Origin of the sequence: Paenibacillus tuaregi (assembly GCF_900086655.1) — a bacterium.
GTDB classification, from domain to species: domain Bacteria; phylum Bacillota; class Bacilli; order Paenibacillales; family Paenibacillaceae; genus Fontibacillus; species Fontibacillus tuaregi.
This window is the reverse complement of sequence record NZ_LT575476.1, coordinates 1,735,097-1,755,155: the sequence shown is the minus strand read 5'-3', so window position 1 is coordinate 1,755,155 and position 20,059 is coordinate 1,735,097. Positions and strand designations below refer to the sequence as shown.

Here is a 20,059-nt window from a genome sequence, read left to right as displayed (position 1 = left end):
TCCGAAATCATTGAAATAGATATCTAAGTAGAGGCATTTCGGAGACAAAGGCGGACGCTCCGCTTCTTATTTAGAATCACTTGTCCTCTCCGCTGGGATCGGTTTATTCTAAAGTTCATTTTATATAATCACTCATTAAACCGGGTTGATTCCTGCACACAAACTCGCTTAAATTCTCCCGTTATCATGTGATCGTATGCTCATATACTCTGTGCTCTGTATTCCTGGAATTTTCCTATACTAAATCTGCACAGCCTCGCCGTTATCGAAGAAGTAAAGCCACTTCTCATCAACGGGAACCCCGCTTATATCTTCAAGCGCCTTGGCATAGAGCTCCAGCTGAAAGCGGTATTTCTCCTTAAGAGCTTCCATTCCTCCCTGATGCTCCAGCACCCGGTCACTTTTATAATCCAAAAGAACCCACTTTCCATTATGACAGAACAAGCAGTCAATGATGCCCTGCACCAGTACGGTCTCCTGGTCAAGCTCTCTTAAGGCTTCAAGCTGAAAACGCCCCTGTTCCTCCAGAGAATCGTTGACCCCTGTAAGGTCAGGATAAGCCTCGGAAGCCCTAACGCCATAGCTGAATGCAAGCTCACGCTGTACCCACTCGGCCTCGCGGAGCCGTTCTCCAAGACCGCTCCGCAAGAAATCACTGATACGGCCTGCATCCAATTCGGCAGCCTGCTCTGCAAGCATAATTTTGCGGTCAACAAGCCTTTGCAGCGTCTCTTCCACCACGCCTTCCACTTGATCTGTGTCAACGGGAATGTGCTGCATCACCGTATGATAAGCCGTTCCCCGTTCAGTTGGAGTCATTCTCCGCTGCTCCATGAACTTGGGCCGCTCAAGGTGAAGCTTGGCCGCAGCCGAACCTTGACGACCATCAGCCTCCTGTCTCAGCTCCCGGCCCTCCAATACATTAACTGGAGGATCATCCTGAGCCGCAAGCAGTTTCTTCATCTCGGTTACCGTTGTTTTGGCCGGAATCCGGCTGGCCGCCGCATAAGGATAAGACCACGCCAGCCTTGAATTCACAGCGTCCGCAAGCCCTGGATCTGCCTTAGTTACCAGCACAGGCTGGCCGGACAAAAGGGCCTGCAGGGCAGCCCTTTCTCCCATCGCCTCGGAATCCTCGCTGATCTCGGCAGATGCCGCCGCCTGCTTAAGCAGCATTTGGGATGACAGCACCCCAATCCTCCATCCTGCCGGTGGGACGGGCAGCAGCGGGGCCGAGCCTTCAGGCACGTCTGCAAGCGCACGCAGCGAAGCCGCAGCCGGATGCCGGATCAAGGCCGGCCCAATCCAGTCCAAATAGCTCCGGCCTCTGGCAATCATATAATCCGGCAGCATTTCGCCCGGGGATTGGAGCGCCTGGCCCCAGGTTAACACCGCCTTAGTCAGATCCTTTACGGATGAGACAAGAACAAGCTTGTCCTTCGGCCGGGTAAGCGCCACATATAGAACACGCAGCTCCTCAGCCAGCAGTTCCATGTTCGCCCTGCGGCGGATCGCCAGATTAGGCAGGGTTGGATAGCTCACACGGGTGGATGAATCCACGAATTTCGGCCCGAACCCAAGCTCCTTATGCATCAGGAATGAAGCGTTCATGTCCTGCCGGTTGAACATTTTGGACAGGCCGGCGACAAAGACAACCGGGAATTCAAGGCCTTTACTTTTATGAATGGTCATTATCCGGATTCCATCGCTCTGCTCATTTCCCGCTCCAGGTGCTCCGAAATCCCCGCCGTTCTCCCTAAGACGGGAGATAAAGCGGAGGAACCTGAACAATCCTCTTGAAGAGGTGGACTGCTCATACTGACGGGCTCTGTCATAGAGCGCCTTCAGATTCGCTTGACGCTGCGTTCCTCCAGGAAGCCCTCCGACCCAGTCCAAATAACCGGTTTCACGATAGATATTCCAGATCAGTGCCCCCAGTTCCCCGTGTCTTGCTTCAGTCCGCCAATTCTCCAAATTCGACAGGAAGGTGCTCAGCTTGTCTGCAAGCGGACCCCCGCTGCTGCTTGCCGCAGCGGCAACAGCCTCATAGAAGCCTGTTCCCGGATTCGCAAGCCGGACCTGGGCCAGCTCTTCCTCGGTTAGTCCATATAAGGGGGACCTGAGAACAGAAGCAAGGGGGATATCCTGCTGCGGATTGTCTATCACCTGAAGCACCGAAAGCATGATCTCCACTTCAGAAGCCTGGAAATATCCCTGGCTGAGCTCCCCATATGCCGGGATCCCCTCCAGCCTGAGCTCCTGAATCATAGCGGGTGCCCAAGAGAGCGTGGACCTGAGCAGAATGACCATATCCCGGTACTGAACAGGACGAAGCTCTTTAGCTGTTTTATCATAAATTTGGAGCGGCCTACCGCCCTCTCCAAGCATTTCCCGGATTCGGGCTGCAATCATGCGTGCTTCCAGTCTCACCGCTTCCAGTTCTTCCGCTTCATCTTGCCCGGACTCTTCATCAAGCACGGCTTCAGCGGCCTCTTCGCGGAGGGACTGTTCCGGCCGGCTCCGGTCAATCAAAAGCAGCTCTGGCACATAGCTGGGTTCATCCCCTTGATCGGGATACCCCTCTCCATAGACCAGTTCGGCTCTCTCGTCATACGAAATCTCAGCGACACTTTCGTTCATCAGCTGCCGGAACAGTAGATTCACGGCATCCACCACCTGCTTACGGCTGCGGAAGTTGCGGGCGAGGTCGATCCTGAGCCCCTCACCGGTGAAGTCAGAACCGTAAGTTTTATACTTGTCCAGGAACAATCCGGGCTCTGCCAGACGGAACCGGTAGATGCTCTGCTTCACATCCCCTACCATAAACCTGTTGCCGGGCGCTGACCTGGAGATCAGCCTGACAATGTCCTCCTGCACCGTATTGGTGTCCTGATACTCATCGAGCAGAACCTCCTCGTACTGCGCCTGATACTCCAGCGCTGCCGGGGACGGAATGGTATGCTCCGGTGTGGAATCAGGATTGCGTAAAATTTGCAGGCAGTAATGCTCAAGATCCGAGAAATCCAGCCATCCTCTGGACTTCTTCTCCTTCTGATATCTCTGTCCGAACAGAATGATCAGCTCCGCAAGCTCCTTCATCAGAGGGGCCGCTTGGTGAAGCTCTTGCACAAACGCTTCGGCAGAACGGCCGAACAGCTGTCCACGGAGTTCGGCGATTGTCTTCTTGGCTTCCTCACGAAGGCTCTTAACCCGTTCCTGAAGTACCGGATCGGTCTGATCCTTCTTGCAGGGCTTCAGCTTGCCGAAGCCAGAGTACTGGAATACGTTGTACAAATGATCCCAAGGCTGATAAAGCACGGCTTCAATGAGCCCTTCCACCACTTCCAGATCCTCATCCAGCGAAACCGCGTACGGCGCGGGCCCGTCAGGTGACAGGGCCATCTCCTTCGCCTGCTTAAGCAAATCTGCTACTCCGCTCAGCGTCAGCCGGGTATCCGCCAGGATGGACTTCACCCATGGGCTCTGTGACATTCCGGCCGCATCGGCCGTTTCGAACAAGGCTGCCGTTGAACGCAGCCAATGGTCCGGCCAGGAATGACTCCGCGAGAAGTCATATAACCGCTGCACGAGAAGGAACATGGCATCATCGCTACGTTCCCCGCTGAACCAGTCCACCAGGGAGAGGAAAGCTCCTCCTTCTGTCTCCGTGCCGTATTTTTCCTCGAACAATTCCTCCAGCACTTCCTGACGAAGCAGCTTCACGTCACTCTCCGTTGCAATGCGGAAGCCAGGATCCAGTGGAATCAAAGTGTAATACCTTTGAATGACCTCAAGGCAAAAGGAATGCAGCGTTGTAATCGAAGCCCGGCCAAGCATAGCAAGCTGACGGCTTACGTGTTCATTCTCAGGTTCTGTCTCAAGCAGCTGTTCGAGAGCCGTCCGAATCCGCTCACGCATTTCCGAAGCGGCCGCTTTGGTAAAGGTCGCCACCAGCAGCCGGTCCACGCTCAGCGGAGCTGTTCCATCCGAGATTTTACGGATAATCCGCTCGACAAGCACGGCGGTCTTGCCTGAACCGGCAGCCGCTGCGACCAGCATGTTGCCGCCTGCAAGGGAAATGGCGTTCCATTGATCGTCGCTCCATTTGCTGCCAACCGGTTTGGGGATGATCATTCCATTTCCTCCTCTCCATGATCTGCCCTTCCTGCTAATGAACCTGCCGGGTTATCTTCCTGGCTGCGCTCACTGAGCAGGTTCCATGTCTGCTCTTTGTCAGGCTTGGTCAATAGGTTGAATTTATTGTCTTCCATGGTCTCATCGAACTGGCACACGGATCTGAAGGAACAATGCGTACAAGCCGTTTCCTGACCAATCCGGTAGGGCTCAATTTTGACATCTCCTTCAGTAATCCTTGTGCCAATACCCTTGATCGTGTTTCTGACCGATCCGAGCAGGGTCTGCCATTGATCAGGGGTGGCCACGGACGCACTGCTGTAGAACGTTCCGTCGGCCTTCAAGGCGACAGGGAGAATGTCGGAGTAGCCCTTCTCAAGCAGCCCATCCATGTGTGCGATCACTTCCCGGTCAGCCATAAGCAGCCCTTTCATCTTAAACCTCTTGAGCATTTCCAGATCCGCCTGCTGTGGATCAAGGCCATTGGCCGACTGCAGCAGGGGATTGTGGACATGGAAATACAGCGCCCCCGCGGGCTGAGCGGATTGCCCAAGCCACTGCTCTGCAGAGCTGACGATGACATCCAGATACGTAAGCATTTGAAGTGAAAGCCCATAATAAACCTCATGAAGCTTGAGGTCCGTTTGGCTTGATTTATAATCGATAACTCTGAGCAGAAGTCCCTGCTCCCCCTCAGCCATGTCTACACGGTCAATGCGGCCAACAATCTCCATCACTACCCCATTGGGGAGTTCAAAAGTTAGTGGCGGAAGCTCCCGGCCCGGCCCGAAATCCAGCTCCAGCCCGATGGGCTCGAAGCTGCCACGGCGGGACTGCTCGCCGAGAATAACGGAGGCTCGTCCGACAATATGTTTAAGCTTGCGTGAAATATAGCCATACCGCTTCGTGCTCAGCAGGATCTCCCCCTGAAGCCTTGGGGCAAGCTTGTCTACCGCCGCCGAAGCCTCCTGTACACATTCTTCGGCCGACAGACTGCCCCAGCTCCGGTTCTGCTCCTTGAAGGAAATCGCCATGGAGCTAAGCGCCGCATGGAACAGCTGGCCGATGTCCGGCGCTTTCAGCTTGTACAGCTGTCTCTCTCTCAGCTTAAGTCCGTGGGAAGCGAAGTGGGAGAATGGGCAGGATGCGAATCTCTCCATACGGGAGACGCTTGTCCGCAGGCGTTTGCCATACAGCTTGCGGCTGGTTGCCGGCATGAGCGAATGGGTCTGATTCTTGTAGTCCAGTGACCGCAGAAGCTGTTCCAACCTCTTCCTCCACAGCGGATCAGCCTGGTAACGGTACCAGTCAAGCACCTCCCACCATACTGGCGCAATCTCGCCGCCTGACTTGAAGATTCTCAGCTGACGAATCAATTCCGTAAGCGTAGGAGCTGGATGGGCGACTCTGTCCAGCTCTCTTAGCGGGCTCTCTAGGATAGAGTTCTCCCCTTCCTGCCGTAATGCCGGAAAGATCGAATACATATGCCGGATAACCTCAGAGGGCAGAAGCGCTTTTCCATCCTCATCGGCGGCAGGATAACTCAGCCACAAGGAACAGCTGGCTGCTGACAGCGCATGATAGATCAAGAACCGCTCATCCAGCAGCTGCCGGTTAATCCCTGGCGCCAGCTGCATGCCTGCCTCAGCCAGAATGGATCGCTCCTGGTCCGTCAGAATTCCTTCTTCCTGAACCACGGCTGGCATAACCCCCTCATTAATCCCAAGCAGAAAAGCATGTTTGACATGGCTGGACCGGGTACGATCCGTTGTGCCGATCAGCACTTGGTCCAAGGATGGGGGAACAAGAGCGAGCTTCAGGCTCTCAAGTCCGGTTTCCAGAATGCCGATGAACATGTCCGTTCCGAGTGTATCCTCACCCATCATTTCAACCATTTGATCCAGCAGGTCGATAACCGCTCCCCAGAGCTGTCTATGCTCCATTGCCTCCTGGGGATGCCCCGCTGCCAGAGCCTCCTGGGCCAAAATATCCAGACGCTGCGGAGCTTCCGCATCTTCAAGCAGGCGATAAACCGCTTCGCATTTCTCACGGACCGACTTCGCCTTCTTCAGTCTTTTCTCCAAAGCCGCAAGCGGACCTGCGACCGCCTGCCTGCACTTCTCGATCATTTCCATGCCATTCTGAGCCGATGTTTCTTCAGTTCCCGGTACAGCCTCAAGCGATAAATTGGGTCTGCCCTTCCAAGGGCGCCCATCACTCCACCTGGAACCGTGAATACCGCTGGCCAGCACGTAATTTTCAAGCGCATCCATGTCGTTACGAGTTAACGTTCCGTCCAGAGGCAGAACAAAATCCGTCTTCACACATCGGAAGACATCCTCGTATTTCCAATACTTCAACACTACATCCAGGGAAGCCCGGATATATTCAACAAAGGGATGATGAAGCACAGCTCTTTTCTGATCCAGGAAAAAAGGAATTTCATAATCCGCCAGAACGGGCGGCAGAACATACTCATAGTCGCTCAGATTGCGGACAAATACGGCCATATCCCTCCAGCGCGCACCTTTCTCCATCACAAGACTGCGCATGGCCCGGGCCACCGCCTCTGCTTCGGCTCTCCGGTCCGACATCTCTCTTAGCTGGATGCTGTCTGCAAAATCAGGCGGCAGCTCCCCTCTCCACCTGATTCTCCGTTCATAAGCCGACTCCAGGTGGGCCAGTGTACGGTTTGGTCCAAACCGCGGAAAAGGCTTTTGATCAAGCACCCGTGCCGGCTCAATCTCTATACCCAGCGATTCTGCCAGCCCTTTGAGTTTCAAATAAGCCGTAGCTGTGAGGTGAAATAAGTCCAAGTCATGAGGGGTTAGTCCATCGTCATAGGTCTTGTTCAGGGTGAGCGCAACCGTGACTTTAGCGGCTGTGAGCATCAGTTGGCCGAGAGCTTCATATTCCTTAGGCGTGAAGGTATGGAAGCCGTCAACCCAAATTTCCGCACCCTTCAAATAAGAAGACTCCCGTGCCCCTTCTGCCAGCTTAATAACATGATCCTCTGCATCAATATAGTGTTTGGACAGCTCTTCCCCGAACTCTTTGAATACCAAGGAGAGATCATGAAGCTTCTCCTTAAGCAGCGGGGAGTTGGTTTCCGTCAGATCAAGCTGCTTGTAATGCTGTTCCAGCGCTTCGGGGTCCCCGGCATATTTCTTAAGCTCGGTATATAACGTGTTCAGCCGGTCAATCAGCCCAAGCTGATCCCCGGCGTTTTTATATAATCTAAGATCATTCTTGCGGCGGCGCATAATCTTGTAGAGCAGCATTTTCTTGCCCTCTTCCGTAATCGGAATCAGGGCGGAGCCGCCGGTCTCCTGCATAATCCGCAGAGCCAGCCGCCGGAAGCCAAGTACCTGGGCTCTTACCGTTCCCTTGAGATCGGGTGTCTGAACAAGCGCACGCTCAATTTGAAAGGTACCCTGCTCAGGAACGAGAATAATCAGCGGCTTCCCGGTTGGCTCCGACCGGAGCCTGGTGCGGACTTCGTCCAGAACCAGACTGCTCTTGCCGCTGCCCGAGCGGCCAATAATGAACTGAAGTGACATATGAATAAGCCTCCCGTTTGCATTTTTTAGGAGATGGAAATAAGAGAAATTAAGTATGGTTCACCTCGTATAGAAACGCCTTCATCTGCGTGAAAATTTATAAACTCTATTATATCATAACGAAGGCCTGGTTCAGAGAACGTATGTTTGTAAAATTTGTCTATCCCATGTACCCGACCGGCCTCAAATTCAGCAAAAAAGCACCCTGACCAGGGTGCTTTCCTACTTGCTGCTGTTTAATTGAACTAACCATTGTCCGCAATCATTCTATTTCCAGGTGTGTTATACCCCTGCCAGAAAATATCCGGCTACAGACTTGCCTTGCTGCGGACTTCAAATACAGCAAATTTCAAATAATGGCCTTCTTCCACGCCCAAAATTTGCGGATGATCCTTCCCGGCTGCCCGCCATTCCACCAGCCTGAGCACTTTGCCGGCATCGGCAGCCGCATCGAGAATCGTCTCCAGAAACAGCTCGGGACGCATATGGTAAGAGCAGCTTGCCGTTACAAGATAACCACCCTCGTTCACCAGCTTCATGCCGTGTAGATTAATATCTTTGTAACCCCGCACAGCTCCTTTGACCGCTCCTTTGGTCTTGGCAAAAGCTGGTGGGTCCAGGATGACAACATCCCAGGTGCGTCCGCCCCCGGCTGTCATCGGAACCGAAGTATCCGCTTTGCGTTCAGAGGTCTGGGCACGGACATGGCGTTCGTCCACACCTTTTACCTGCTCGCGCAAATAATCAAACGCATCGGCCACCACAAATTCCACTCGATCCTCAAATCCGTTCAGCCGGACGTTCGCCTGGGCACTTTCAATAGCATGTGCTGAAATATCCAGACAAGTTACCTTCTTGGCCCCATACTTACAGGCATGCAGCGTGAAACTCCCGGTATGGGAGAAGCACTCCAGTACAGTTGCCCCATCCCAGTAAGGGAACGTGACTTCTTTGCCGTTCCGGTTCACGGGAACCCGCTTGGTCTCTCCATTCTCGGCCTGCACTTCCTGAAGGGCTATGCCACTCTTGGCCCCCCAGCCGGTCATTAGCGGTTTGATGGAAGCACGATTCTCCCTCTGGTCGAAGAAGTATCCTGTCTTCTGGCCTTCCTCAATATCCACAGATATGAGCAGTCCGTTCTCCGTGACCTGAACGTGTCTTGGGCATGTTCCATAGAGCGGCCCTTTAACCTGCTCAAGACCTTCCATTTCCCGGACGCCGACATCACTGCGCTCATAGATCCCCTGCGGCTTCACAACCTGAATCAAGGCATTAATGATCGCATCGCGCCGCTGATCCATCCCGAGTGTCAGAAGCTGGACAACCAGAACATCCCCGAATCGGTCTACCACCAATCCTGGCAGGAAGTCAGCTTCCCCATAGACCAGTCTGTAGGCGTTCTCTTCAACGAACCTCTCTCTCATCCGGAGGCAGTCCTCAAAGCGCTTCTCAAAAAAAGCCTGATCCATTTCTTCCAGCGGGTTGTAGGATACAACCCGAACTGTGATTTGAGATTTGGGATTATAGTAGCCGGTAGCCAGATATTTGCGCTGGTGGTTCAAAATCTGCACAAGCTGCCCCGGTTGCGCGTTCCCTTCCATCGTTTCGATCTCATTGCTGTAAATCCAAGGATGACCCTGTTCAAGTCTTTTTCTGCGGCTGCGTGTCAAAATTACGGATGCCACCTTGCTTCACTCTCCTTTATCATCTATTCCTGCTGGATGGCTTGTCATGGCCGCTTCATTACCCGCATAACCTAGTTTTAAAAAACATTACAAACCACAAGGAGGGATTCTTCCTGCTGCTCCGCGAACTCATCATCCCGCTCACACTTGGACTCTCCCTCTTCATGTTCGGAATGAAAATTATGGAGTCCGCCCTTCATGCATGGGCTGGCCCTATGCTGACCAAGCTGCTGAACGCATCCACTACCACTCCTCTAAAAGGGATGCTGCTCAGCACCTTGGTCACCGCTGTTCTGCAGAGCAGCACAGCCGTTACGGTCATGACCATTGGACTTGTCAACGCCGGACTGCTGACGTACGCCCGTACGCTTGGCATTATACTCGGCGGCAATATCGGCACCTGCCTGACCACCGAGCTGATTGCCTTTAACTTTGCTGAAATCGCTTTGCCCTTGCTGATCATCTCTGCACTGCTTTGGGCAGCAAGCATTCTTGTGTTAGAGTACATCCCTTCGCCGTCGTCCGGCCTTCAAATGAGACTGCGCGCTCTTCAGTACGGTTCCTTTGCAGCGGCTGGCTTCAGCCTGATTCTGCTGGCGATCCGGTGGATGCAGTCCGTTAGCCCCGCCCTGCAGCAGGCGGGCATTCTGGACTGGCTCATCAACCGCGCTTCAGACAGCCTGCTGTGGGGTGCCGCAGCAGGAGCAGCCCTGACGGCACTGGTGCACAGCAGCGCGGCGGTCATTGGCATGACCATGACCCTGGTCGGCAGCGGAGCCATGCCTGTAGAGCTTGGCATTGCCATGGTCATCGGGTCCAATGTGGGGACCTGCGTAACCGCCCTAATCGCGTCCCTTGGGGGAACCCGAGCTGGCAGTTTTGTCGCCTGGTCCCATATCCTGCTTAATGTAGGCGGAGCAGCGCTATTCCTGCCCTTCGTCTCCGTCCTTCATACGGTGTCCGGCTGGTTCACAGGAGACTTGTCCGCCCAGATTGCCCACAGTCAGACCATCTTCAATGTGGTCTGTTCCGTACTGGCTTTACCGCTGTGCTATCTTCCGGTCTGGCAGGGACGGGGAAGCCCGCCTCCATTAAAACATGCATCCTGACATCGTCAAGGTCTGTCACCGAAAGGCTGGCCAGGCCAGTTCATTTTTTTACAGCTCGACCTTAAGCAGCTTCAAGCCCTTCTCCAAAATAAAATCATTGTTATCATACCCGGAGTTCATCTGTTTCTCCCAGGCTTCCTTAGGATCATACCAGGCTACACCCCGGATTTCTTCTACCTGTGGTTTAAGATCACCGCTGACACACTCTACTAGATAATAGTGCACTTCCTTATCCACACTGCCGTGGTCCGGATGCTGGTACGTATAGGCAATAATATCAATCGGCTGCACAATCCGCCCAGTAACGCCGGTCTCCTCCAGAATCTCCCGGAGCGCGGTCTCTTCAATGGTCTCGCCGTCTTCTCTCTTCCCCTTAGCAAAAGAAATCTTGCCGTAGCGGTCCGTAATAAGCTGAACCTGCAGCTTGCCTTCATTATGGCGGTATACGATTCCGCCCGCAGATATTTCCTTGAATGACATGATGTAAGACCTCCCTTGAGTATCGCTTAACATTGTATTTGAACAACAAGGATTTTAAGCCCGGGCACCCGGGCTTAAAATCCTTGTTGTTATTCCATCGCTTTATTGTATACGATGATTCTGGTTGTTCATGTGTCCGGAATCACGCTGGTTAGACCAGCCTAAGAACTAGGCAATAGCTTCTGGAGCCCCGCCCATAACACGAACGAGCTGTCCCTCACAAGTATTTACACCAGCTTTAGTCACTTTAACCCGGCACACTTCACCACGAAGCTCTTCAGGACCATCAAACATAATTTGCAAATAATTGTCGCTGTAACCCATCAGCTTGCCTTCGCCGCACAATCCCTTCTCATCCCGCTCAGGAATAACATCCAGGACCTGACCCACAAATTTCTCAGCATAAGCGAGCTGCATTTGCTCGGACAAATCAATCAACTCATGAACCCGTGCATGCTTAACTTCCTCATCCACTTGGTCCTCCATTCTCGCTGCAGGTGTTCCTGTACGCTTGGAGTACGGGAATACATGCATTTCCGAGAAGCCAATCCGCTTGATCGCTTCAAAGCCTTCCCGGAACAGCTCATCCGTCTCACCGGGGAATCCCACGATGATATCCGTAGTAATCGCTACGTCCGGCATGAAGTCACGGATCTTGCGAATCTTGTCTTCAAATTCAGCAATCGTGTATTTCCGGCGCATCCGTTTAAGCACCTCATCACTGCCCGCTTGAAGTGGGATGTGGAAGTGGCGGGACATTTTGCTGGAATTCTTAAGCACGTCCAGCATCTTGTCGTCAATCTGGCTTGCTTCGATCGAACTGATGCGGATACGCTCCAAACCTTCAACCTTGTCCAGTTCCCACAGCAAATCGGATAAGCGGTAGTTCTCCAGATCATCCCCATATCCGCCGGTATGAATACCCGTTAGTACAATCTCTTTAAATCCGGCAGCTACCAGGGAATGAGCCTGCTTAACCACACTCTGCGGATCACGGCTACGGGACAGCCCACGCGACCAAGGAATGATGCAGAACGTACAGAAATTGTTGCAGCCTTCCTGAATCTTCAAAAACGCTCTTGTTCGGTCCGAGAAATCCGGCACATCCAGTTCTTCAAATTCGCGGGTCTTCATAATGTTGCGAACCGCATTAACCGGTACGCGCTCAGACTGGATCTGTTGAATGTAAGGCATGATCTTGTCTCTATCTTGTGTACCGATAACCAGATCCACACCTGGAATGTCCAGAATTTCCGCAGGCGAAGTCTGCGCGTAACAGCCAGTTACCGCAATAATTGCGTCCGGGTTGCGGCGGACAGCCCGGCGGATAATCTGCCGGCTCTTCTTGTCTCCTGTATTGGTTACTGTACAGGTGTTGATCAGATACACGTCCGCGGTCTGTTCAAAATCAACCTGTTCATAACCTTCATTTTTGAACAGCTGCCAAATGGCTTCTGTATCATAGAAATTCACTTTACATCCCAACGTATAAAATGCTACGGATGGCATGTCATGCTCCCCCCATTTCTCCGGTTTCATAAAGTATACAAGTCAGGGCGGCCATACCCGCCGTTTCTGTCCTGAGAATCCGCCGGCCTAAGCCGACCGATACGGCTCCAGCCGCCTCGGCTTCTTCAATCTCACTTTCGGCAAATCCGCCTTCGGGACCAACCACCAGCATAACGCGGTATCCTCTTTCTCTGGTTAGCGAGGCTGACCAAGGTGCAACCACATCGCGAAGCTGTTTGCCATCTTCCTTCTCGTAACATACACACACGAGGTCGTACTCAGAGAACTGATCTTTGAGCTGTTTCCAAGACAGTGCCGTCTGTACGTCCGGAATCTTGCTGCGGTGCGCCTGCTCTGCGGCTTCTTTCGCAATTTTGGTCCAGCGGGTAATCCGCTTCTCTTCCTTCTTGGCATCATACTGCACGATCGTCCGTTCGGACAGGAACGGCACAAATGAAACAGCACCGATCTCGGTGCATTTCTGAATTACGGTCTCCATTTTATCGCCTTTAGGCAGGCTTTGAGCCACCGTCACCTGAAGCCAAGGCTCCCGCGACAGGGATAAATGTTCAATAATCTCCGCATGAACCTCCTGCGGATTAATGGTCTTAAGCTGGACGACTGCTTCGCGTGCAATCCCGTCGCTGACAATCACCTTGTCATTCGGCTTGCCGCGCATAACTTTTCCAATATGTCTGGCATCTTCGCCCTTTATAATGACCGAAGTTTCTCCGAACTGCTCCGGTGTAATGAAATAACGCTGCATCTCTCAACCATCCTTGTTCAAAAATCACCAAAGTACATCATACAACTTTTGACCAGGACTGACCAGTACCTGGGCCCGGTAAAATATCAACAGGCGGGCTTAGCCCGCCATAAGATCAAAGAATGTGGAATAAATGTGTTTTGCCGCCGTATATAGCGGTGTAATTGTATACTCATTAAGCTTTGGAAGCAGCACGATCAGCAGGAAGATGAAGATGGCGTAACGTTCGAACTGCTGCAGCTTCCCCAGCATGCTCCGCGGCGCCAGATCCTCAACAATCCGGTACCCATCGAGGGGAGGAAGGGGAATTAAGTTAAACAAGAACAAGAAAAAGTTCATCATGTTAAAGTAATAGAAAAAGGAGGATAGCGCAACAACCAGTTTGCTTGGCTCACTGGCTCCCCACAATGGGTCCATGACCCCAAAATGGAAAAGCAGCGCATAAATCCCTGTCCCCAGAATACCCAGCAATAAGTTGCTGATTGGGCCTGCCGCCGAGACAATAATGCCCATAAGCCGCGGCTTGCTGAAATTGTCCCGGTTGACCGGCACGGGTCTTGCCCAGCCAAAGCCCGCAATCAGAAGCAGAAGAATACCAATAAAATCAAAATGAACTACCGGATTTAAAGTCACCCGGCCGAGCAGCTTGGCCGTAGGGTCCCCGAACTTATTGGCAAAATAAGCATGGGAAAATTCATGTACTGTAAAAGCGATAACCAATGCCGTAAGGAAAAAGGGCAGTTGGTCCAAAGGAATCCGGAATAATCTTTCAAAAAAATCCATGCTCTACCTCTTCCTGGCCACGAAAGCGATCCAATCCTCTTCCCGGGCCTTCTCCGTTATTTCAAACCCTGCTTTGATCAAAGCTTCCTCAACAATTTGTTCCTTATTCTTGTATATTCCGGAAGCAATATAATAACCCCCTGGCTCAAGCGCCTGATAAACGTCGTCAATGAACAATAGGATAATCTCAGCCAGGATGTTAGCCACGACTACACGGACCGGAAGCTGTACGCCCAGCCCCGTTGTTCCTTCCTTCAAGACAGAGAGAAGATCGCTCTCATGAACCGTGATCTCATCGCTAAGACCGTTAAGCTGCGTATTCTCTCTGGCACTTGTCACAGCCACCGGGTCCAAATCAATCGCAAGGACATGTCTGGCACCTAGTTTAACCGCACCGATAGCAAGGATCCCGGAACCTGTTCCGACATCGATAACCTCATCGCCCTCCTCGATTACCCCTTCAAGGGTTCTAAGGCAAAGCGCTGTGGTGGGATGCGTACCTGTGCCAAAAGCCATTCCAGGGTCAAGCTCGATGATCCGTTCCTCCGGAGTCTGAGGCTCATAATCCTCCCATGTTGGTTTGATCGTCAATCGGTCCGAGACACGCAATGGCTTGAAATACTGTTTCCAGTTATTCGCCCAGTCATCTTCGTGAACATCCCGGATCTCAAACTTAATAACACCCGGGTCAATCCCAAAATCTCTCAGTTCTTCGATACGTGGGCCGACCTCTTCCACCACGGTGTCCACATCGCTGGTTTCAGGGAAATATCCCTTTACTTTAGCCTTTCCCTCGGGGATTCCATTAGGCTCTAATTCGTACCACTGTCCGTATGATAGATCCTGCAGCTTGCTGTTGTTGATGGATTCCTCAATCGAAACTCCGCCAGCCCCGGCTTCGTGCAGAAAGTTGGTGATCATCTCCACCGCTTCTTCTGTCGTATGTATAGTCAACTCTCTCCAATTCATGAGTGAAAAGCCTCCCCTATCCTAATTGCATAACATTCATTGTACTATACAATCCAGACAAGAACAAAATTCCTTGCAAGGTTGGAATTTATTAAGTAACTCTCTTTCGTTCCAAGGACCGATCTTCCGGATGGGAAAGCTATGCGCAGGTCAATTGACATGCGCTGCATGGCAAATAAAAAACGCCGTGCGTATACACGGCGGAAATTTAGGGAAGATGAATATGTGTGTTGATTTGTTAAACCAGTCGATTCCCGTGCTGACGCGCATCAGCCCGCTCACTGCGCTGCAGGGCCTCCCAATCTTCCTGATCGGCACGCTCTTCTGAGAACTCCACATCCAGGTAGCTGCCTTTCAAATTTTGGGGAACCTTGCCTGTGAAGCGTTTGTTGTAACCCGGCTTCTTGTCCATTCTGTCGTCATTCTCCTTTACGTTAGTCATCAGAGCATTCCTCCAGCTTCTTCGATAAGACGCAGCGCCTGGTGATGGGAACTTTCGTCCACAACTACAGTTAATAAAATATCCCGGCCCGTTGGTCCGCCTTGTCCTCCGTCACTTAATCCACTTGCAGCCGGGTCCGTGGCCGCAAGTATCCCGGCGGACTTATTCGTAATCTCGGCATCCTGGGTCAGTGAGGCCAATGAGTTCCAGTCCCCGGAGTAGATGTTGGCCGGATCGACTCCCTCGCCTGGGTAACGGCTGAAGCGTGTAATGGACATATCGATTACTCTTAGCGCATTCAGCTTTCTCGATACGCCTTCCGCTTCCTCCGGGCTTTTGAAATAGGCCAGTATATTCTTCTCTGCCATATTGGAATTCCGCCTTTCCTATAAAGACTTTCTATGCTCAGCTGTTTACGGCTCTATGGGAAGTTAGGATGCGGCATCCATGCCTAATTTATGCGGTAAATATTATCCTCTTTGACAGGGAAAACTATTTCTGTCCAAAATGAAACCGTTGCTTGTCCGCCACGTATTACATATCTATAAAGACCAAATACAATATATCTTTTAGGAGGCTTTCAGACTCAAATGATGAAAAAGTTAATGCTTGTCGTGATGGCGTTCACGCTATTCTTCGCTTTCACCGCACCGCACGCGGTAGACGCTAAGCGTTCAGGCGGCGGATACAAGTCCGGCTCACGTTCTTACACGAACACCCCTAAGAAGTCGAATGATTACAACAGTACTAAGAGTTCAAATACAACAACCGGCCAGAACGCTAAACGAGGGTTCTTTAGCGGCGGAGGATTTATGAAAGGCCTTATGATCGGCGGCCTTGCTGGAATGCTCTTTGGCGGAATGTTCTCCAATATGGGCTTTCTCGGAAATATCTTTGGTCTTCTGATTAACCTGCTGGCTATTTACGTGGTAGTAATGATTGGTATCGCGTTGTACCGCAAGTTCAGGAAACCACGCTATAATGATCACCGCGGAGGAAGATACTAAGCTATGGTTCTAAGCATGGACGAAATCATTAACGCCATCTGTCTTCATATGGCCCAACGCAAGTCGGTTCGTCCAACCGAGGTTCAGGTTGAACTGGCATGGGACGAGGATACCGGTTATACCGCTGAAGTATGGGTGGGCGGCAGAAGCATGTATCTGGTTGAAGCCAACATCATCGAGGCCATCCTGCTGTATGCCCACACTGAATATGGAATCCGGGCGTTTCGCGAGGATGTTACTCTGGATTTGGACGAAGAGATTACGGCGCGGATCGCCAATTAAAAGGTTAAAGGGCTGTCCCAAGGTTTCGCACCTTGGACAGCCCTTTTGCTATTCTACTCTGTTGCTCCTGTCTAACTTTGATATACATAATGAAGCAGCTCCACAGTCACTTGACTGTGGAGCTGCTTCATTATTGTGCTGATTCTAATCTTTTATTAATCCCCACGGAAAGCCCGTTTCATCCGGTCAAAGAAGGACTGCTCATTCTCATGGGTGTGCTCACCATCCAGAGCTGCAAATTGACGCAGCAGATCCTTCTGTTCCTCATTCAGCTTGCTTGGCGTGACGACAACCACCTTGACATGCTGATCGCCCTGACCCATGCCACGAAGCCGTGGAACACCTTTGCCTTTCAGACGGAAATAGGTTCCCGTCTGCGTTCCGGCAGGAATTTTGAGTTTAACCTTCTCAGTCAGGGTCGGAATCTCAACTTCGTCTCCAAGCGCGGCTTGGGCGAACGTGAGCGGAATTTCGCAATAAATGTCATCGCCCTCACGGTCGAAGAAATCGTGCGGTTTCACCCGAATCACGATATAAAGATCCCCTGCCGGGCCGCCGCGAAGTCCGCCTTCCCCTTCACCGGACATACGCAGTTGTGCACCATCGTCCACACCAGCTGGAATACGCACATGAATTTTGCGCTGCTTCTTCACCTGGCCGTTGCCATGACAGGTTGGGCACTTCTCCTTAATAATCTTGCCGGCACCGCCGCAATTGCTGCACGGACGACGGTTAACCATACGGCCAAACGGCGTATTCTGTACCACTTCCTGCTGTCCGGAACCATGACAGACCGAGCAGGTCTCCGGCTTCGTTCCAGGCTTGGCACCTGAACCAAAACACGTATCACAGGACTCTGTACGCGGAATAGTGATATCCGTCTCTTTTCCGAACACGGCTTCCTTAAATTCCACCGTCATCGTATACTGCAAGTCATTCCCGCGCTGCGGCGCATTCGGGTCACGTCTACCGCCGCCTCCACCGAAGAACATATCAAAGATGTCACCCAGGCCGCCGCCGAAGTCAGCCCCCGAGAAGCCGCCGCCCATGCCCTGATTCGGATCAATATGACCGTACTGGTCATACCTGGCACGCTGCTGTGAATCACTAAGAACGTCGTAAGCTTCCTTGACTTCTTTAAACTTGGCCTCCGCGTCTGGCTCTTTGTTCACGTCTGGGTGATACTGACGCGCCAGCTTTCGGTAAGCCTTCTTAATCTCGTCTTCGGAAGCCCCTTTACCGAGGCCCAGGACCTCATAGTAATCTCGTTTCTCAGCCAATTGTTCCACCCCCCATATCCATCATTCACAATCAAAACTGCCCGGCTAGGCAAAAGGAAAGCCAAAGCGCGGGATGCCTAAGCGCTTTGACCTTCCCTGTTAACCTTACCGGTTATAGTACTATATTTGTGGTCTATTAGTTCTTCTTGTCCTCGTCAACCACTTCATAGTCAGCATCAACGACATTGTCTTTTGCCGCTGCGCCTTGCGCTCCTTCAGCTTGCTGAGCTTGTGCAGCCTGCTCATACAGTTTAACAGAAAGCTGTTGAACAATCTCCGTCAATTTCTCGGTAGCTGCTTTAATTTCTTCAAGGTTCTCGCCTTCAAGCGCTTTTTTCAGCTCATCTTTGGCAGCATTCGCCTTCTCAACTTCGCCTGCTTCGGCTTTCTCACCAAGATCCTTGATAGTCTTCTCCACAGTATATACGAGTTGGTCGCCCGCGTTCTTCGCTTCCACAAGCTCTTTACGCTTCTTGTCTTCTTCCGCATGAAGCTCGGCGTCCTTCATCATTTGTTCAACTTCAGCATCGCTCAGACCGCTGGAGGAAGTAATCGTAATCTTCTGGCTCTTGCCAGTTCCTTTGTCGGTTGCGGATACGTTCACGATCCCGTTCGCATCGATATCAAAGGTAACTTCGATTTGCGGCACGCCGCGTGGTGCTGGAGGAATATCCCCAAGCATAAAGCGTCCAAGCGTTTTGTTGCCCGCAGCCATTTCCCGTTCACCTTGAAGCACGTGGATTTCAACACTCGGCTGATTGTCAGCGTATGTGGAGAATACTTGGGATTTACTTGTTGGAATGGTGGTGTTGCGCTCGATCATTTTAGTAAATACGCCGCCTGCAGTTTCAATACCCAGGGACAGCGGAGTTACGTCAAGCAGGACCACGTCTTTAACGTCACCGGTCAATACCCCGGCTTGAACCGCAGCACCAAGGGCAACGACTTCATCCGGGTTAACGCCTTTGTGAGGCTCTTTGCCTGTCAATTTCTTGATCGCTTCCTGTACCGCAGGAATACGGGTGGAACCGCCGACAAGTACGATCTTGTCGATGTCTGCTGGAGTCATTCCCGCATCACTAAGCGCACGACGTGTTGGTCCAAGTGTTCTTTCTACCAAATCCGCAGACAATTCTTCGAACTTCGCACGGGTGAGGTTCACTTCCAAGTGCTGAGGCACTCCGTCAGCCACGGTGATGAACGGCAGGGAAATTGTAGTTGTCAGTACGCCGGAAAGTTCTTTCTTGGCTTTCTCGGCAGCATCTTTCAGACGCTGTACAGCCGCTTTATCCTTGCTCAGATCAATACCTTGGTCTTTCTTGAATTCGGCTACCAGGTAATCAATAATCACTTGGTCGAAATCATCACCACCGAGGTGGTTGTCACCGCTTGTTGCTTTTACTTCAAAGAAACCGTCGCCCAGTTCAAGGATCGATACGTCAAATGTACCGCCCCCAAGGTCATATACCAGGATGGTCTGGTCTTCAGCCTTCTCAAGACCGTAAGCCAGGGCGGCAGCCGTAGGCTCGTTGACGATACGCAAGACTTCAAGACCGGCGATTTTACCGGCATCCTTGGTAGCCTGACGTTGGCTATCGTTGAAGTAAGCAGGAACTGTGATAACCGCTTGGGTTACCGGTTGTCCAAGGTAAGCTTCAGCATCGGATTTCAATTTTTGCAAAATAATTGCTGAAATCTCCTGAGGCGTGTAATCTTTGCCGTCAATGGATTCTTTATGGTTCGTACCCATATGTCTCTTGATGGAGATAATCGTACGGTCAGGGTTAGTGATCGCTTGACGCTTTGCCGTCTCCCCTACAACACGCTCTCCGTCTTTCTTAAAGCCCACAACCGAAGGGGTTGTACGCGCGCCTTCCGGGTTAGGAATAACAACGGCTTCGCCGCCTTCCATAACCGCTACGCAAGAGTTGGTGGTTCCAAGGTCAATACCAATAACTTTACTCATAAGTTAAATTTCCTCCTTAGTATGCTATATAAGTTGAACAAATGATTGTGCGGGTAGAAATCCGTTCACAAAGGCGAACGCTGCGCT

15 protein-coding genes are annotated in these 20,059 nt (G+C 51.9%); 3 read left to right on the top strand and 12 right to left on the bottom strand.

The genetic code is table 11. The features are described 5' to 3' along the window. Nucleotides 1-240: 240 nt before the first annotated feature. The 3 genes from addA to BN6628_RS07865 all read right to left on the bottom strand — a co-directional run bounded on the left by addA (nt 241) and on the right by BN6628_RS07865 (nt 9,379). Entirely contained in the window at nt 241-4,134 is a 3,894-nt protein-coding gene (gene addA / locus BN6628_RS07875; protein ID WP_068616226.1) for a helicase-exonuclease AddAB subunit AddA, read from the bottom strand. Further along, nucleotides 4,131-7,694, bottom strand: coding sequence for a helicase-exonuclease AddAB subunit AddB (addB, locus tag BN6628_RS07870; RefSeq protein ID WP_068616224.1), 3,564 nt, complete (start codon nt 7,692-7,694; stop codon nt 4,131-4,133). Before addB ends, addA begins: the two co-directional genes overlap by 4 nt. Before the next feature lie 308 nt (nt 7,695-8,002). Next, the gene (locus BN6628_RS07865) at nt 8,003-9,379 is read right to left on the bottom strand and encodes a class I SAM-dependent rRNA methyltransferase (protein ID WP_068616222.1); all 1,377 of its coding nucleotides are present in this window, start codon (nt 9,377-9,379) and stop codon (nt 8,003-8,005) included. Nucleotides 9,380-9,495: 116 nt separating this feature from the next. On the opposite strand from BN6628_RS07865, the gene BN6628_RS07860 reads away from it, so the two are divergent. After that, nucleotides 9,496-10,488 (top strand): Na/Pi cotransporter family protein, encoded by a 993-nt coding sequence (locus BN6628_RS07860; protein ID WP_068622084.1) that lies wholly within the window; start codon nt 9,496-9,498, stop codon nt 10,486-10,488. A gap of 48 nt (nt 10,489-10,536) precedes the next feature. On the opposite strand, the gene BN6628_RS07855 is transcribed toward BN6628_RS07860, so the two are convergent. From BN6628_RS07855 to BN6628_RS07825, 7 genes are all read right to left on the bottom strand, one after another. After that, entirely contained in the window at nt 10,537-10,968 is a 432-nt protein-coding gene (locus BN6628_RS07855) for an NUDIX hydrolase (RefSeq protein WP_068616219.1), read from the bottom strand. Nucleotides 10,969-11,136: 168 nt separating this feature from the next. Then, a complete protein-coding gene (gene mtaB, locus BN6628_RS07850) occupies nt 11,137-12,477 on the bottom strand; it encodes a tRNA (N(6)-L-threonylcarbamoyladenosine(37)-C(2))-methylthiotransferase MtaB (RefSeq protein WP_068616217.1) in 1,341 nt (446 codons plus the stop codon). 1 nt (nt 12,478) lies between these two features. After that, nucleotides 12,479-13,243 (bottom strand): RsmE family RNA methyltransferase, encoded by a 765-nt coding sequence (locus tag BN6628_RS07845; protein WP_068616215.1) that lies wholly within the window; start codon nt 13,241-13,243, stop codon nt 12,479-12,481. A 99-nt stretch (nt 13,244-13,342) separates the two neighbouring features. After that, the gene (locus BN6628_RS07840; protein ID WP_068616213.1) at nt 13,343-14,026 is read right to left on the bottom strand and encodes a site-2 protease family protein; all 684 of its coding nucleotides are present in this window, start codon (nt 14,024-14,026) and stop codon (nt 13,343-13,345) included. A 3-nt stretch (nt 14,027-14,029) separates the two neighbouring features. Next, nucleotides 14,030-14,995: a 50S ribosomal protein L11 methyltransferase gene (gene prmA, locus BN6628_RS07835; protein WP_068616211.1), complete on the bottom strand. Its 966-nt coding sequence runs from the start codon at nt 14,993-14,995 to the stop codon at nt 14,030-14,032. A 238-nt stretch (nt 14,996-15,233) separates the two neighbouring features. After that, complete coding sequence (locus BN6628_RS07830) at nt 15,234-15,437, bottom strand: YfhD family protein (protein ID WP_068616208.1); 204 nt, start codon at nt 15,435-15,437, stop codon at nt 15,234-15,236. Next, nucleotides 15,437-15,805 carry a hypothetical protein gene (locus BN6628_RS07825; protein ID WP_068616206.1) on the bottom strand — a complete coding sequence of 123 codons (369 nt, stop codon included), beginning with the start codon at nt 15,803-15,805 and terminating at the stop codon, nt 15,437-15,439. The genes BN6628_RS07830 and BN6628_RS07825 overlap by 1 nt, the downstream gene beginning before the upstream one ends. Nucleotides 15,806-16,030: 225 nt before the next feature. Between BN6628_RS07825 and BN6628_RS07820 the strand changes: the two genes are divergently transcribed. Continuing rightward, on the top strand, nt 16,031-16,444 hold the full coding sequence (locus tag BN6628_RS07820) for a hypothetical protein (protein ID WP_454188890.1): 414 nt from the start codon (nt 16,031-16,033) through the stop codon (nt 16,442-16,444). Between the two features lie 3 nt (nt 16,445-16,447). Continuing rightward, nucleotides 16,448-16,726, top strand: coding sequence for a YxcD family protein (locus BN6628_RS07815; RefSeq protein ID WP_068616201.1), 279 nt, complete (start codon nt 16,448-16,450; stop codon nt 16,724-16,726). Nucleotides 16,727-16,881: 155 nt separating this feature from the next. Here the strand turns inward: BN6628_RS07815 and dnaJ are convergent, their stop codons facing one another. After that, the gene (gene dnaJ / locus BN6628_RS07810; protein ID WP_068616199.1) at nt 16,882-18,006 is read right to left on the bottom strand and encodes a molecular chaperone DnaJ; all 1,125 of its coding nucleotides are present in this window, start codon (nt 18,004-18,006) and stop codon (nt 16,882-16,884) included. 136 nt (nt 18,007-18,142) lie between these two features. Then, nucleotides 18,143-19,972, bottom strand: coding sequence for a molecular chaperone DnaK (gene dnaK, locus BN6628_RS07805; RefSeq protein WP_068616196.1), 1,830 nt, complete (start codon nt 19,970-19,972; stop codon nt 18,143-18,145). Nucleotides 19,973-20,059 lie beyond the last annotated feature (87 nt).

Excerpts from the sequence above, each read along its gene's own strand:
- dnaK (WP_068616196.1), bottom strand. The coding sequence starts at position 19,972 with ATGAGTAAAGTTATTGGTATTGACCTTGGAACCACCAACTCTTGCGTA.
- BN6628_RS07840 (WP_068616213.1), bottom strand. The coding sequence starts at position 14,026 with ATGGATTTTTTTGAAAGATTATTCCGGATTCCTTTGGACCAACTGCCC.
- BN6628_RS07845 (WP_068616215.1), bottom strand. The coding sequence starts at position 13,243 with ATGCAGCGTTATTTCATTACACCGGAGCAGTTCGGAGAAACTTCGGTC.
- addA (WP_068616226.1), bottom strand. The coding sequence starts at position 4,134 with ATGATCATCCCCAAACCGGTTGGCAGCAAATGGAGCGACGATCAATGG.
- BN6628_RS07820 (WP_454188890.1), top strand. The coding sequence starts at position 16,031 with ATGAAAAAGTTAATGCTTGTCGTGATGGCGTTCACGCTATTCTTCGCT.
- BN6628_RS07815 (WP_068616201.1), top strand. The coding sequence starts at position 16,448 with ATGGTTCTAAGCATGGACGAAATCATTAACGCCATCTGTCTTCATATG.
- BN6628_RS07825 (WP_068616206.1), bottom strand. The coding sequence starts at position 15,805 with ATGGCAGAGAAGAATATACTGGCCTATTTCAAAAGCCCGGAGGAAGCG.
- prmA (WP_068616211.1), bottom strand. The coding sequence starts at position 14,995 with ATGAATTGGAGAGAGTTGACTATACATACGACAGAAGAAGCGGTGGAG.
- addB (WP_068616224.1), bottom strand. The coding sequence starts at position 7,694 with ATGTCACTTCAGTTCATTATTGGCCGCTCGGGCAGCGGCAAGAGCAGT.
- BN6628_RS07855 (WP_068616219.1), bottom strand. The coding sequence starts at position 10,968 with ATGTCATTCAAGGAAATATCTGCGGGCGGAATCGTATACCGCCATAAT.
- mtaB (WP_068616217.1), bottom strand. The coding sequence starts at position 12,477 with ATGCCATCCGTAGCATTTTATACGTTGGGATGTAAAGTGAATTTCTAT.
- BN6628_RS07830 (WP_068616208.1), bottom strand. The coding sequence starts at position 15,437 with ATGACTAACGTAAAGGAGAATGACGACAGAATGGACAAGAAGCCGGGT.